This is a genomic window from Sphingomonas pituitosa NBRC 102491 (assembly GCF_001598435.1).
GTDB classification, from domain to species: domain Bacteria; phylum Pseudomonadota; class Alphaproteobacteria; order Sphingomonadales; family Sphingomonadaceae; genus Sphingomonas; species Sphingomonas pituitosa.
In genome coordinates this window covers 261,478-275,102 of the sequence record NZ_BCYY01000002.1, presented here as the reverse complement: position 1 = coordinate 275,102, position 13,625 = coordinate 261,478, and the positions used below count along the sequence as shown (strand labels likewise).

Sequence of the window (13,625 nt, the reverse complement as noted above, 5' to 3'; positions counted from 1 at the left end):
TTCCGGGGCCAACCCGGAAGCTGCGCTCAGCGCTGGCTGACGGGCACGTAGTCGCGCTGCGTCGGGCCGGTGTAGAGCTGGCGCGGGCGGCCGATCTTCTGCTCGGGATCCGAGATCATCTCGTTCCACTGCGCCACCCAGCCGACGGTGCGGGCAAGGGCGAACAGCGCGGTGAACATCGTCGTCGGGAAGCCGATCGCCGACAGGATGACGCCCGAATAGAAGTCGACGTTCGGGAACAGCTTCTTCTCGACGAAGTAATCGTCCTTGAGCGCCATTTCCTCGAGCTGCAGTGCGACTTCGAACACGGGGTCCGTCACGTTGAGCGCGGCGAACACTTCGCGCACGGTCTTCTGCATCACGGTCGCGCGCGGATCGTAGTTCTTGTACACGCGGTGACCGAAGCCCATCAGGCGGAACGGATCGTTCTTGTCCTTCGCGCGGGCGATGAACTCGGGGATACGCTCCGGACGGCCGATTTCCTGCAGCATGTTGAGCGCTGCTTCGTTCGCGCCGCCATGCGCCGGGCCCCACAGGCAGGCGATGCCGGCCGCGATGCAGGCGAACGGGTTGGCGCCCGACGAACCGGCGAGGCGCACGGTCGAGGTCGAGGCGTTCTGCTCGTGATCGGCGTGGAGGATGAAGATGCGGTCGAGCGCCTTCTCCACCACCGGGTTCACTTCATATTCCTCGGCGGGAACGCCGAAGGTCATGCGCAGGAAGTTGCCGGTGTAGCTCAGGTCGTTCTTCGGATAGAGGAACGGCTGGCCCACGCTGTACTTGTACGCCATCGCCGCGATCGTCGGCATCTTCGCGATCAGCCGGTGGCTGGCGATCATGCGCTGGGTCGGGTCGGTGATGTCGGTCGAGTCGTGGTAGAAGGCGGAAAGCGCGCCGGCCACGCCGCACATCACCGCCATCGGGTGCGCATCGCGACGGAAGCCGCGATAGAAGGTCGCCAGCTGCTCGTGCAGCATGGTGTGGCGGGTGATCGTGTTCTCGAACTTGGTCAGTTCGTCCTGCGTCGGCAGTTCGCCGTTCAGCAGCAGGTACGAAACTTCCATGAAGCTCGAATTCTCGGCCAGCTGGCCGATCGGATAGCCGCGGTGGAGCAGCACGCCCTCGTCGCCGTCGATGAAGGTCAGGCCCGACTCGCAGCTCGCGGTCGAGGTGAAGCCCGGATCGTAGGTGAAGGCGCCGGTCTGCGCGTAGAGCTTGCGGATGTCGACGACGTCCGGCCCGGTGCTGCCCTTAAGGACCGGATATTCGACGTCTTTCCCCGCAACATGCAGTTTGGCGGTATCGCTCATATAGTCGTCCTTTCCTTCGACCCGTTTTCAGGCGGGCGTACGCATCTGATCTGCGATGCGGGCGAGGCTCTCCTCGCGTCCCAGCAACGCCAGGACATCGAAGATACCAGGAGAAGTTCGGCGGCCGGTTAACGCCGCACGCAGCGGCTGCGCCAGGTTGCCGAGCTTCACGCCCGCAGCATCCGCGACGGTGCGTACCGCCGCTTCGAGCGCCTCCGTATCCCACGTTGCCAATCCGTCAAGCGCGGTGTGCAACTGGGCCAGCAGAGTGCGCGCGTCGCCCTCTAGCAGAGCGGCTGCCGCCTCGTCCATTTCCAGTGGGCGAGTGCGAAAAAGAAAGCCTGCGCCGTCCGCCAGTTCCAGGAGATTGGCGGCACGCGGCTTTAGCGCGGCCATGCTGCGGCGCAGAAGGTCGCGCTGCGAGTCGCTGGTTTCGAAGGGCAGGCGCGCAGCAACCAGATCGGCCAGCCGGGCGTCGTCCGACTGGCGGATGTAGTGACCGTTCAGGTTCTCGAGCTTCTTGAGATCGAACCGGCTTGGTGATTTGCCGACGCCGGCCAGATCGAACCATTCGATCGCCTGCTCGCGGCTTATGATCTCGTCGTCGCCATGCCCCCAGCCGAGGCGGAGCAGATAGTTCGACACCGCTTCGGGCAGCAGGCCGAGTTCGTCGCGATAGGCGTCGACGCCGAGCGCACCGTGGCGCTTGGAGAGCTTGGCACCGTCCGCGCCGTGGATCAGCGGGATATGGGCATATTCCGGCTCGTCCCAGCCCATTGCGCGATAGATCGGCAGCTGGCGGAAGGCGTTGTTGAGATGGTCGTCGCCGCGGATCACGTGCGTGACGCCCATGTCGTTGTCGTCGACCACCACGGCGAGCATGTAGGTGGGCGTGCCGTCCGAGCGCAGCAACACGAGATCGTCGATCTCCGCATTCTGCACGGTCACGTCGCCCTGCACCTGGTCGCGGATCGTCACCGAACCCTCGGTCGGCGCCTTGAGGCGGACGACGTGCGGCACGGCGAGGTCCCCATCGGTCCGGTCGCGCCAGGGCGAGCGGATGCGCAGCGGCTTCTTGGCGGCTTCCGCCTCGGCCCGCATGGCGGCGAGTTCGTCCTGGGTGAGGTAGCAGCGATAGGCCGCGCCGCGCGCGATCATCTCGTTCGCGACTTCGGCATGCCGGGCAGCGCGAGCGAACTGATAGACTTCGTCGCCGTCCCAATCGAGGCCGAGCCAGCGCAGCCCATCGAGGATTGCCTCGATCGCCGGCTGGGTCGAGCGCGCGCGATCGGTATCCTCGATGCGCAGCAGGAACTTGCCGCCATGGTGGCGGGCAAACAGCAGGTTGAACAGCGCGGTGCGCGCCCCGCCGATATGGAGGAAGCCGGTCGGCGAAGGGGCGAAGCGCGTGACGACGGGCTTGGCGGGGGTGGTTTCTTGTATTGCGCTCAAGCGCGCATGCTCCCAGTCTGTTGTCTCGATGGCCAGTTCAGCCGCCGCGGCCCCTAGCACGGGGTTTCCGGGCCTTCAAATGGGGGCGGGCTGGGGATTCCCCAAGGGGCGGGGGGCAATCGAACGCTGGCTGGAGGCGGAGCGGGGGCAATTGCCGCTATGGCTGCCGATCGCGTTCGGGGGCGGCGTCACCGCCTGGTTCGTGCTGGACGATGCACGGCAATGGATCGGCTTTCTTCTTGCAGCGATCGGGCTGGCGCTCGTTGGGGCCCTGCTGCCGGGCAGGGCGGGGCGGGCGCTGCTGGTCGTCGGCCTGTGTCTTGCCGGTGGGTGCGGATCGGTCTGGTGGCGGGCGGAGAGCGTTTCCGCGCCGGTGCTGGCGCGCCCGGAGGTCGTCGCCTTCGATGCCGAGGTCGTGCGGGTTGACGCGCTGACCGCGCGCGGACTGGTGCGATTGGTGCTCGCGCCGGTCGGGCGGGCCGACCTGCCGCCCAAGCTGCGCGTGAACGTGGAGGCGACCGGCGTTCCGGCCGGAGTCGCGGCGGGCGCTCGGATCGCGCTGCGGGCGCGACTGGTGCCGCCGCCCGGACCTTCCGTGCCCGGCGCCTATGATTTCCGCCGGGTCGCCTGGTTCGACGGCATCGGCGCAACGGGCAAGGTGCTGGACGGGATCACGTTGCGTCGCGCGCCGGCGCGTGGCGGCCACGATCTCCGCGCGGCGCTGTCCGCCCATATCGAGTCGCGTCTGCCGGGCAGCGCAGGCGGCATCGCCAGCGCCCTCGCCACGGGCGACGAGGGCGCGATCAGCGAGGCGGACGGCGAAGCAATGCGGCGGGCGGGGCTTGCGCATCTGCTGTCGGTAAGCGGACTGCATGTCACGGCGGTCACCGGCGCGGCCATGCTGGTGGTGTTGCGGCTGCTCGCGCTGAGCCCCTGGCTGGCGCTGCGGGTGCGGCTGCCCCTTGTCGCGGCGGGGGCGGGCGCGCTGGCGGCGATCGGCTATACCTGGCTTACCGGGGGCCAGGTGCCGACGATCCGTTCCTGCGTCGCCGCGCTGCTGGTGCTGGTGGCGCTGAGCTTCGGGCGCGAGGCGCTGACGCTGCGGCTTGTCGCGGCGGGCGCGATGGTGGTGCTGCTGCTCTGGCCGGAGTCGCTGGCGGGCCCGAGCTTTCAGCTAAGCTTCACGGCCGTCGCGGCGATCGTCGCTCTGCACGAGAGCCCGCATATGCGCCGGTGGTTCGAAGCGCGCGAGGAAGGGCGTGCGCTGCGTATCGCGCGCGGGGCGGGGTCGCTGCTGCTTACCGGCATCCTGGTCGAGCTGGCGCTGATGCCGATCGGCCTGTTCCACTTCCACAAGGGCGGCCTGTACGGTGCGGTGGCCAATATCGTCGCCATCCCGCTCACCACCTTCGTGGCGATGCCGCTGGAGGCGCTGGCGCTGGTGGCCGATCTGGTCGGCGCGGGTACGCCCTTTTGGTGGCTCACGGGCAAGGCAATGGCGGTGCTCCTGTGGATCGCGCATGCGGTCGCGAACGCGCCGGGCTCGGTGGCGGCGCTTCCGGTCATGCCCGCGGGTGCTTTTGCGGCGATGGTCGCGGGCGGGCTCTGGATCGGTCTTTGGCGCACGCGGGTGCGGATGCTGGGGCTGGTGCCGCTGTGCATCGGCGCGCTCTGGGCGGCGATCACGCCGGGGCCGGACCTGCTGGTCACGGGCGATGGTCGCCACGCCGCGCTGCGCATGGCCGATGGCAGCTTCGCGTTGCTGCGCGACCGTGCCGGCGACTTCACGCGCCAGGTGCTGAGCGAGAATGGCGGCGTGGAGGCGGATGCCCTGGCCGCGCTGGCCGACCGTCCCGATGCGCGGTGCAGCCCCGATCTGTGCGTGGCAGAGGTGATCCGGGGCGGGCGGCACTGGCGGATCGTCGCGACGCGCAGCGCCTATCCGGTCGCGTGGCGCGCGCTCGTGGCGGTGTGCGCGGCGAGCGACGTGGTGGTGAGCGAGCGCCGCCTGCCGCGCGCCTGTCATCCCCGCTGGCTGCGGCTCGATCGTGGGAGCCTCACCCAGACGGGCGGGATTGCGCTGACCTTCGCCGGCGGCACGATACGTCGCGTCCGGAACCAGGGCCGCCATCCTTGGCTTGACCCGCCTACCGTGCGACCGCCATTCAGCGCCGCGAAGGGAGATCGATGATGATCCGGATTCTGCTTGCAGCCTCGGCACTTGGCCTGGCTTCCCCGGCACTTGCGCAAGGTACTGACTGGACCAAGGTGCGCGCCGAATGGAACCAGCCGGTGGCGCCGTTCCGGATCCTCGGCAATGTCCATTATGTCGGCACGGCCGGCGTTGCCGCCTATCTGATCACCAGCCCGCAGGGGCATATCCTCATCGATGGCGGCATGCCCGAAAGCGCGCCGCTGATCGCCGCCGCCATCGAGAAGCTGGGCTTCAAGCTCGGCGACGTGAAGATCCTGCTGATCAACCACGCGCACTGGGACCATGACGGCGGCCTTGCCGAACTCAAGCGCCGCACCGGCGCGCGGCTGCTGGCGAGCGCGGCCGACACGCCGGCGCTGGAAGCGGGCAGGGCCGACTATCGCCCGGACATCTCGATCGCCGCGCCGCCGGTGAAGGTCGACGGGCAGATCAAGGACGGCGAGGAGATCCGCCTCGGCACCAACACGCTGGTCGCGCATCTGACGCCGGGGCACACCAAGGGCTGCACGAGCTTCACCCTGCAGGTCCCCTCCGGGGGCGACAGCCTGACGGTATTGTTCGCCTGCAGCCTGAGCGTCGCAGACCAGCCGCTGACACCCGGCCATGGCTATGACTCCGCGGCCGCCGATTTCCGCGCAACCTTTGCCAAGTTGCGCGCGACGCAGGCCGATGTGTTTCTGAGCTTCCATGCCGAGCAGTTCGACCTGCCGGCCAAGCGCGCCAGGCAGCTCGCAGGGGATGCGGAGGCGTTTGTCGATCCGGGCGAACTCGGGCGCCGGGTGGACGCCGCGCAGAAGGCGTTCGACACGGCGTTGAAGGCGCAGGGCGCGAACTAGGGCGCGGTCGGCGGCGCCTGCCTGGTGGTCTGAGCGAGTTCGGCATCCTTCTCCTTCATGATCCTGCGTGCGATCCGCCCCTGCGTCACGGAGGCGAACTCGGCGGTGCTCGAATCATAGAGGCCGCGCAGATAGCCACGATCGAATGCCGTCATCTCGGCAGGCGCTTCGAGAACGTGGCTATCGAACAGCGCGAGGATGGTCTCCTTGCTGCCGGTGCGGGGTGGCCGCACCCCGCCAAGCGCGCGCATGGCGACATAGTCCGCGATCTGACTGGGCGTCTTGCCTACTACGGCGGAGCGCTCGATCACCACGATGGCGGCCAGCATGTCGTGGCGGACGGCCGGCGCGATCCGCGTCGCCACTGGCACGCGCAGCAGGCCGTCCGCGCCGACCCTTTGACCGTCCGCACCGCGTAACTCGTTGTTGCTCCATGCGCGCACCGGTCCCCGTTGGCGGAGGATATCGCGGACTTCGGCGGGCGAACGCTCGCCGAAGACCCACCATTTGCGCTCGACCAGCTTCGCCATCTGGTCCCCCACGCCATCGACGAACAGGACGAACACGTTTGGCTTGCAACCGTCCCCGGCGAGCTCGAGACCGGCGAGGTCGGCATCGAGCGCCAGCCGAGCGCCGACCTGTTCGAGCGTGCGACGCGCAAGACCGCTAGTTCCGAAGCAGACCGAGGCATTGAAGCGCGGCAGCGACCCTCCCGACACATAGGGCGTGATCGACCGCGACAGTGACTTGATCTCGTCCTTCGGCGGCAGCGGCCGTGCGGTGACGATGATGGGATCGCCGGCGGGTTGGGGGGATATGTTCGGCGAAGCCTCGGCACCCGGCGTACTTTGTTGCGCCAAGACCGCAGCAGGCCACACGATGCCCGCGAACATCGCGATGATCGCCCACCGACAGCCGCCCATCGATCCGCCCTCCCACGCACGTTTCGCGCAGAGCATGCCACAAGCGACCGCAATAGAAAACGAATTCACGCTTGCGCGCAGAACGTTGCGACGTGCGGCAAGTTCGAAAGCCGGAAAGCCGGAAAGCCCGACGGGACCGTCAGGCTTCCGTCTTCCCGCGCTGGCGCTGGATCAATAGCGCCGCAACAGCCCGGCTAGTCGACCCTGCACCCGCACCTGATCCGGTCGATAGCGCTGGGGCGAATAGTCGCGATTTGCCGGATCCAGCCGGACCATCGTGCCTTCGTTGCGGAAATACTTCAGGGTCGCCTCGGCATCGTCGATCAGCGCCACCACGATCTCGCCGTCGCGCGCGGTTTCGGTGCGGCGGATCAGCGCATAGTCGCCATCGAGAATACCGGCCTCGACCATCGAGTCGCCCGCCACTTCAAGCGCGTAATGCTCGCCCGCGCCGAGCAACGCTGCCGGCACCGGCAGCATCGTGGAACCTTCGAGCGCCTCGATCGGCGTACCGGCGGCGATGCGGCCGTGCAGCGGGATCTCGACCACGTCGTTTGCGGGCGCCGGCAGCGAAGCAGGCGTTGCCGCGGCCGGCTTTGCCGCCTTCGGGGACGGCTTGCGCTCGCCGCGTTCCGGCATGCGCAGCACTTCGAGCGCACGCGCGCGGTTCGGCAGTCGACGGATGAACTCGCGTTCCTCCAGCGCGCTGATCAGGCGGTGCACGCCCGACTTCGACTTGAGGTCGAGCGCTTCCTTCATTTCCTCGAACGAGGGCGACACGCCGGTCTCGGCAAGGCGGTCGGCAATGAAGCAGATCAGCTCGTGCTGCTTGCGCGTGAGCATCCAATCCTCCGGGTCTAGAACAGACTGGGAACGTTTATGCAATGTTCCGACGTGCTGTCAAGCGATGTCGAGGATTTCCACCGAGTCGGAGATATTTGCCGGCGGGGCATGCGGTTCGCGAACGATCAGGCAGGTGCTGCGCGCGAGCGTCCGCAGCATCGAACTGTCCTGGATCGCCGAGGCATGGACGCGTCCGTCGATCAGCGCGGCGCGGAGATAGTCGGTCCGCGGGCCGTTGGCGGGCAGCGGTTCGCCCAGGAGCGCCGAGCGCCGCGGCGGCAACGGATGGGCGGCGCCGGAACGGTGCGCGATCAATGGCTTGGCGAACAGCAAGGCGGTAACGAACACCGAGACCGGATTTCCCGGCAGGCCCAGTACGATCATCTCGTCGCGCCGTCCCGCCATCATCGGCTTGCCAGGCCGCAGCGCGATCCGCCAGAAGTCGATGGTAGCGCCGGCGGCTTCGAGTGCGGGGCGGACCAGGTCGTGATCGCCCACCGAGGCGCCGCCGCTCGTCACCAGCAGATCGGCCTCCACCGTGGAGAATGCCTGGGTGAGCGCGTCGAGGTCGTCGGGCAGGATGCCGAGGTCGACGATTTCCACCGGCAGGTCGGCGAGTTGCGCGGCGAGCATGGTGCGGTTCGATTCGGGAAGCTGGGCGGGGCCGATCGGTGCGCCCGGCGGCACCAACTCGTCCCCGGTCGCGGCAATGGCGACCCGGACCTTGCGGTGTACGGCGATCGTCGCGTGGCCGCCGATCGCGGCGACCGCGATCCGGGCCGGCGTAAGCCGCTCTCCCGCGGCAATCAGCGCGTCTCCCTCTGCAAAATCGAGACCGCGGCGGCGCGTGTTCCGGCCAGGATAGGCGGGGCCTTCCCCAGCCAGCGACAGGACGTCGCCCTCGCGTGCGGCTTCTTCCTGGACGAGGACCGTGTCCGCGCCTGCCGGCATCGGCGCGCCGGTGAAGATGCGCACCGCCTCGCCTGGCGCGACCGTACCGGGAAAGCCCGCCCCGGCGGCACTCTCGCCGATCACCGTCCAAGGGCCGGGAAGATCGCCGAAGCGGATCGCATATCCGTCCATCGCCGACAGGTCGGTTTCGGGCTGGGTGCGACGCGCGGCCACCGGCGCAGCGGCCCAGCGGCCGACGGCTTCGGCCAGTGGGACGATTTCGACGGGCGTGCGGCCGGCGAGTGCGAGGAGCCGCGCCTGGGCCTCGGCAATGGGAAGGAGCGCCATCCCTCCGGCTTGGCGTCGGGCGACCGCCGATGCAAGCCGCTTCAGGCGCCGCGGCGGCTCGCCGTGAGCAGGCGCAGGTCGCTGTCGCGCAGCGGCATGCGGAATTCGGCAAGCGTCCGGCCATGCCGTGCGCGCACCACCCGCGCCGGGCCGCCGCCGATCTCCGGTAGCGCGACCCATAGCGGGGTGCCGGGATCGAAACCTTGCCGCGCCTCGAATTCCACCTGCTGCGCGGTCAGCGCGTGGATGCGGCAGTTCCACCAGCGCACCCCTTCGCGAACGCGGCCCGGGAGGTCCAGGCGCAGCGCCAGCTTGTCCTGCAGCAGTCCATCCAGCTCGCTGCCCCCGGCCTGGCGAGCCGGCGCCTGCTGGATGCCGCGCAGCCAAGGGAACAGCGTCTGCCATCCCAGCTCCGCGGCGAAGACGATGCCGGCAGTGTCGCCGGCGATCCAGCGGACTGCGCCTTCGAGCGGGCGGAGACCGTCGAACGTGAGTTGTACCGCCTCGTCCACCGCCAGCCCCCGGGCTTCGACGCCGACGCCGCCCTGCGAGATGTCTCGGGTGCGCAGATGCTCGACATCGCCGCCGCGGTGCACGCCCACCGTATGGCGCAGTTCGATGCGGGGGAGGCGTCGGCGTTCGGCAGTCGCGCGCGCCAGGTTGCGGGCGACCATGCCCAGCACGTCCACCGGCGCATCAAAGGCGAGGCCGGCCTCGCTCCCGTCGCTCCAGAGCGTGCGGCCGATCAGCGGCGCGGCACCGTCAAGGTGGAGATGGACTGGCGTCTTCTCGGAGATTTCCTGCGCGATTCTAAGCCGCGCGCCTGCCTGGCCGATCCAGTGGATGCCGCAATCGGCGGTCTCATGCCCCCAGGCGAGCCGGCCCGCATCCAGGCCGCCCCCCGGCGCCGCGATCGGCGAACGCGGTGCCGGAAGATCATGCGTCAGGCTGAAGATCGTCGCGGACGTGTGCCCCGAATCCATGTTGTTGTCCCGTCCGAAGGCGGGCACCATGAAGGCTTGGGCCTGAAACCGTCGTTAAGCGGCACGGTTTCGAAAAGCCTAACGCAGGGTTCAGGCGTCGCGCAGCCCCACGCCCATCGCCGCGCGCGCCTGTTCGGATTCCGAGGAGACGACCGGATAGGCGCAATAGTCCGCCGCATAATAGGCGCTCGGCCGGTGATTGCCCGACCAGCCGACGCCGCCGAACGGCGCCGCCGAGGAGGCACCGTTGGTCGGCTTGTTCCAGTTGACGATGCCGGCGCGGATGTTCGCCCAGAACTGGTCGTAGAGCCGCGGATCCTGGCTCACCAGGCTGGCCGAGAGACCGTAGCGGGTGTCGTTCGCCTCGGCGATCGCCTCTTCGAAGCTCGCCTTGCGGAACACCTGGAGGATCGGGCCGAACAGCTCGACGTCCACCTTCTCCCGCGCCTCGGTCATGTCGACCACGCCGGGGGTGAGGAAAGGGCGGTTCTCGATCAGCCGCTCCATGTGGCGGAGCGGACGGCCGCCCATGGTGGAGAGCGTCAGGAAGCTTTCGGTGAGCATGTCGGCGGTGTTGTTGTCGATCACCGGGCCCATGAAGGGCTGGGGGTCGGCATGCGGCTCGCCGATGATCAGGCGGCCGATCAGCTTGTTGAGCTCGGCCATCAGCGGCTCGAACAATTTCTCGTCGACGATCAGCCGGCGCGCGGCGGTGCAGCGCTGGCCGGCGGTGGTGAAGGCGGACTGCACCACCAGCACCGCGGCCGAATAGAGGTCCGGCGTGTTCCACACCACGATCGGGTTGTTGCCGCCCATTTCCAGCGCAAGGATCTTTTCCGGCCGCGCGGCGAACTGGCGGTTGAGCGCGATGCCGGTATTCGCCGAGCCGGTGAAGAGCAGGCCGTCGATGTCCGGATGGCTGGCCAGCGCCTTGCCCTGATCCGGGCCGCCGACCAGCAGGCGGATGCAGCCTTCGGGGATGCCGGCGGCGTGGAAGCACTCGACGAGGAAGGCGCCGCTGGCGGGCGTCTTCTCCGAAGGCTTGAACACCACGGCATTGCCGGCGAGCAACGCAGGCACGATGTGGCCGTTCGGCAGATGCGCCGGGAAGTTGTACGGGCCCAGTACCGCGAGCACGCCGTGCGGCTTGTGCCGCAGCGCGAGACGCGTGTTCATCGGCGCTTCGATGCGGCGCTGGCCGGTGCGTTCCGAATAGCTGGTGACCGAGATGTCGACCTTGGCGATCACCGTCTCGACTTCGGTGCGCGCTTCCCAGAGCGGCTTGCCGGTCTCGCGGGCGAGCAAGTCGGTAAAGGCGTCGGCGCGCTGCCGGACGACATTGGCGAAGCGGCGCAGCGCCTCGATCCGCACGGCGAGCGGACGCGCGGCCCAACCGGCCCAGCTGGCGCGGGCGATGGCAACTTCGGTATCCGCATCCCCGATCGGGTGGCGCCAAAGCACGGCGCCGGTTGCGGGTTCGGTCGAAAGGAGTTCCTGGTCCGGCATGGGCCTTCTGTTTCTGGTTCGTTGCCCCTGTTACTATCGCTCTTGCCCGATTTCCCGGCGCTAGGCCAGAGCCTCGCCCATGGCGCGGATGGCGGCCACCTTGGCGGTGAGCGGTGCCCAGTCGTCGCGCTCGGAAATGGCGGACCACAGCGATTCGACCTCCTCGATCAGCATCGAACAGGGTTCGCCCCGCCAATAGCCATGGTCGCGCGCCTTGCGCGGCCGGTAGTCGGCAAGGCGGCTGCGGACCTCGGCGAAGTCGCTGCCATAGCTGTCGGGCAGGATGCCGCCGAACGCGTCGAAATAGAAGCGGTCGAGCAGCGTGCCGGTCTGGTTCAGCGCCACTTCCACCGCTTCGGTGAGCGCGCGGTCGCCGGCTTCGTCGCGCGGCTGGACGCCGAGGCGCCAGAGCACGGCATTCGCCTCCTCGCGGTGATAGGCCGGCGCGAAGCCTTCCAGCGCGGCGATCAGCGGCGCTTCCTCGGCGATCAGTCGGAGCGAGATGGCGAGCTGCATCGCGTCCCAATAGATCGCCTCGGGCTGGCGGCCGAAGGCGTAGAGCCCCGCATGGTCGAAATAGGCGGCGGTGAAGTTCGGCGCCCAGCTCGGCACGAAGCGCCAGGGACCGTAATCGAAGCTCTCGCCCGTCACGTTGATGTTGTCGCTGTTCAGCACGCCGTGAACGAAGCCGGCGGCCATGAACTGGCCCGCCAGCCGTGCAGTGCGCGCGACGACATGGGCTAGCAGGCGTTCCGGCGCGTCCGGCCCGTCTTGCTCGCCGTAATAATGGTGGAGGACATAGGCGGTGAGCTTCCGCAGCCCTTCCTCGTCCTGGAAATAGGCGAGCCGTTGGAAGGTGCCGATGCGGATATGGCCGTGGTTGAGCCGGACCAGCACCGAGGAACGGGTGGGGGAGGGCTCGTCGCCGCGATGGAGCGATTCGCCGGTCTCGACCAGCGAGAAGGTCCGGCTGGTGGTAACGCCCAGCGCCTCGAGCATCTCGGTCGCCAGGATCTCGCGCACGCCGCCCTTGAGCGTCAGCCGACCGTCGCCGAAGCGGCTATAGGGCGTCTGGCCCGATCCCTTGGTACCGAGGTCCATCAGCCTGCCGGCGTCGTCGGTCATCTGCGCGAACAGGAAACCGCGACCGTCGCCGATCTCGGGATTGTACACCCGGAACTGGTGGCCGTGATAGCGCAGTGCCAGCGGCTCGGGCAGGCTGCCGGGCAGCGGTTCAAAGCGGGCGAAATGGGCGAGCCATTCGGCATCGCTCAGCCCCTCCAGCCCCACGGCCGCAGCGGCGCGGTCGTTGCGAAAGCGGAGGATGGTCTGGGGGAAGCGCGCGGGCGCCACCGGATCGTAGAAGCCATCCCCGAGGTCGAGGATCGCCTGTTGCGGAGCGAAGGCCATGCGGCGATATGGGGCGCGATGGATGCTCGGCGCAACTACTCCGATGGCGTTTGGTGGTCGAAAGACGGCCTGCGGCTGCATTATCGCGACTATCCGGGCCGCGCCGACCGCCCGCCGCTGCTCTGCTTCCCGGGCCTCACCCGCAACGCGCGCGACTTCGCGGACGTTGCCGCGCGGTTTTCGGGCGAATGGCGGGTGCTGTGCGTCGAATTCCGCGGACGCGGCGAGAGCGGCTATGCCAAGGATCCGATGACCTATGCACCCCTCGTCTATCTGCAGGACGTGGAAGCGCTGCTCGCCGAGCTGAAGATCGAGAAGTTCGTGGCGGTGGGCACGTCGCTGGGCGGCATCGTGACGATGCTGCTCGCGGCGACCGACGGCGGCAAGCTGGCCGGCGCGGTGCTGAACGATGTCGGGCCGGAGCTGAACCCGGCAGGGTTGGGGCGCATCCGCAGCTATGTCGGCAAGCAGGTCTGGTACCCGACCTGGATGCACGCCGCCCGCGGCGTCGCAGAGGCGAATGCGGACGTGTATCCCGATTATGCGATCGAGGACTGGCTGGCGATGGCCAAGCGGCTGCACCGGGTGAACAGCCAGGGCCGCATCGTGCTCGACTATGACATGAAGATCGCCGAGCCGTTCCGCGTGCCGGGCAACGAGGCGGGACCGGACATGTGGCCGACGATCGACGCACTTGCCGGCCGGCCGCTGCTGGTGGTGCGCGGCGAGCGATCCGACATCCTGCGTGCCGAGACGGCCGAAAAGATGGTCGCGCGGGTGCCGGGCGCAGAGCTGGTGACGGTGGCGGGGGTGGGCCATGCTCCGACTCTCGACGAGCCGGCGGCGGTGGCGGGGATCGAGCGGCTGCTGGGGAAGGTGGCGGTGATCGCAAACCCCCGCTAAACCCC

11 protein-coding genes are annotated in these 13,625 nt (G+C 68.6%); 3 read left to right on the top strand and 8 right to left on the bottom strand.

What is annotated here, in order from left to right:
• Positions 1-26: 26 nt before the first annotated feature.
• A complete protein-coding gene (locus SPI01S_RS03820; RefSeq protein WP_066718374.1) occupies positions 27-1,310 on the bottom strand; it encodes a citrate synthase in 1,284 nt (427 codons plus the stop codon).
• A gap of 27 nt (positions 1,311-1,337) precedes the next feature.
• Complete coding sequence (gene gltX / locus SPI01S_RS03815) at positions 1,338-2,762, bottom strand: glutamate--tRNA ligase (RefSeq protein WP_174539067.1); 1,425 nt, start codon at positions 2,760-2,762, stop codon at positions 1,338-1,340.
• 79 nt (positions 2,763-2,841) lie between these two features.
• Between gltX and SPI01S_RS03810 the strand changes: the two genes are divergently transcribed.
• Entirely contained in the window at positions 2,842-4,953 is a 2,112-nt protein-coding gene (locus tag SPI01S_RS03810) for a ComEC/Rec2 family competence protein (RefSeq protein ID WP_066718372.1), read from the top strand.
• Positions 4,953-5,813: a subclass B3 metallo-beta-lactamase gene (gene bla / locus SPI01S_RS03805; RefSeq protein WP_084253261.1), complete on the top strand. Its 861-nt coding sequence runs from the start codon at positions 4,953-4,955 to the stop codon at positions 5,811-5,813. Before SPI01S_RS03810 ends, bla begins: the two co-directional genes overlap by 1 nt.
• On the opposite strand, the gene SPI01S_RS03800 is transcribed toward bla, so the two are convergent.
• The 6 genes from SPI01S_RS03800 to SPI01S_RS03775 form a co-directional block, all read right to left on the bottom strand.
• A complete protein-coding gene (locus tag SPI01S_RS03800) occupies positions 5,810-6,736 on the bottom strand; it encodes a hypothetical protein (protein ID WP_066718368.1) in 927 nt (308 codons plus the stop codon). The genes bla and SPI01S_RS03800 overlap by 4 nt on opposite strands.
• Before the next feature lie 171 nt (positions 6,737-6,907).
• A complete protein-coding gene (gene lexA / locus SPI01S_RS03795; protein WP_066718359.1) occupies positions 6,908-7,579 on the bottom strand; it encodes a transcriptional repressor LexA in 672 nt (223 codons plus the stop codon).
• 57 nt (positions 7,580-7,636) lie between these two features.
• The gene (locus SPI01S_RS03790) at positions 7,637-8,818 is read right to left on the bottom strand and encodes a molybdopterin molybdotransferase MoeA (protein WP_066718358.1); all 1,182 of its coding nucleotides are present in this window, start codon (positions 8,816-8,818) and stop codon (positions 7,637-7,639) included.
• Between the two features lie 41 nt (positions 8,819-8,859).
• Entirely contained in the window at positions 8,860-9,801 is a 942-nt protein-coding gene (locus SPI01S_RS03785; protein WP_245653456.1) for a PilZ domain-containing protein, read from the bottom strand.
• Positions 9,802-9,891: 90 nt separating this feature from the next.
• Positions 9,892-11,307, bottom strand: a complete 1,416-nt coding sequence (gene astD, locus SPI01S_RS03780) for a succinylglutamate-semialdehyde dehydrogenase (RefSeq protein WP_066718353.1) — start codon at positions 11,305-11,307, stop codon at positions 9,892-9,894.
• Positions 11,308-11,367: 60 nt separating this feature from the next.
• Entirely contained in the window at positions 11,368-12,717 is a 1,350-nt protein-coding gene (locus tag SPI01S_RS03775) for a protein adenylyltransferase SelO family protein (protein WP_066718351.1), read from the bottom strand.
• 18 nt (positions 12,718-12,735) lie between these two features.
• On the opposite strand from SPI01S_RS03775, the gene SPI01S_RS03770 reads away from it, so the two are divergent.
• Complete coding sequence (locus SPI01S_RS03770; protein WP_066718936.1) at positions 12,736-13,620, top strand: alpha/beta fold hydrolase; 885 nt, start codon at positions 12,736-12,738, stop codon at positions 13,618-13,620.
• Positions 13,621-13,625: the final 5 nt, after the last annotated feature.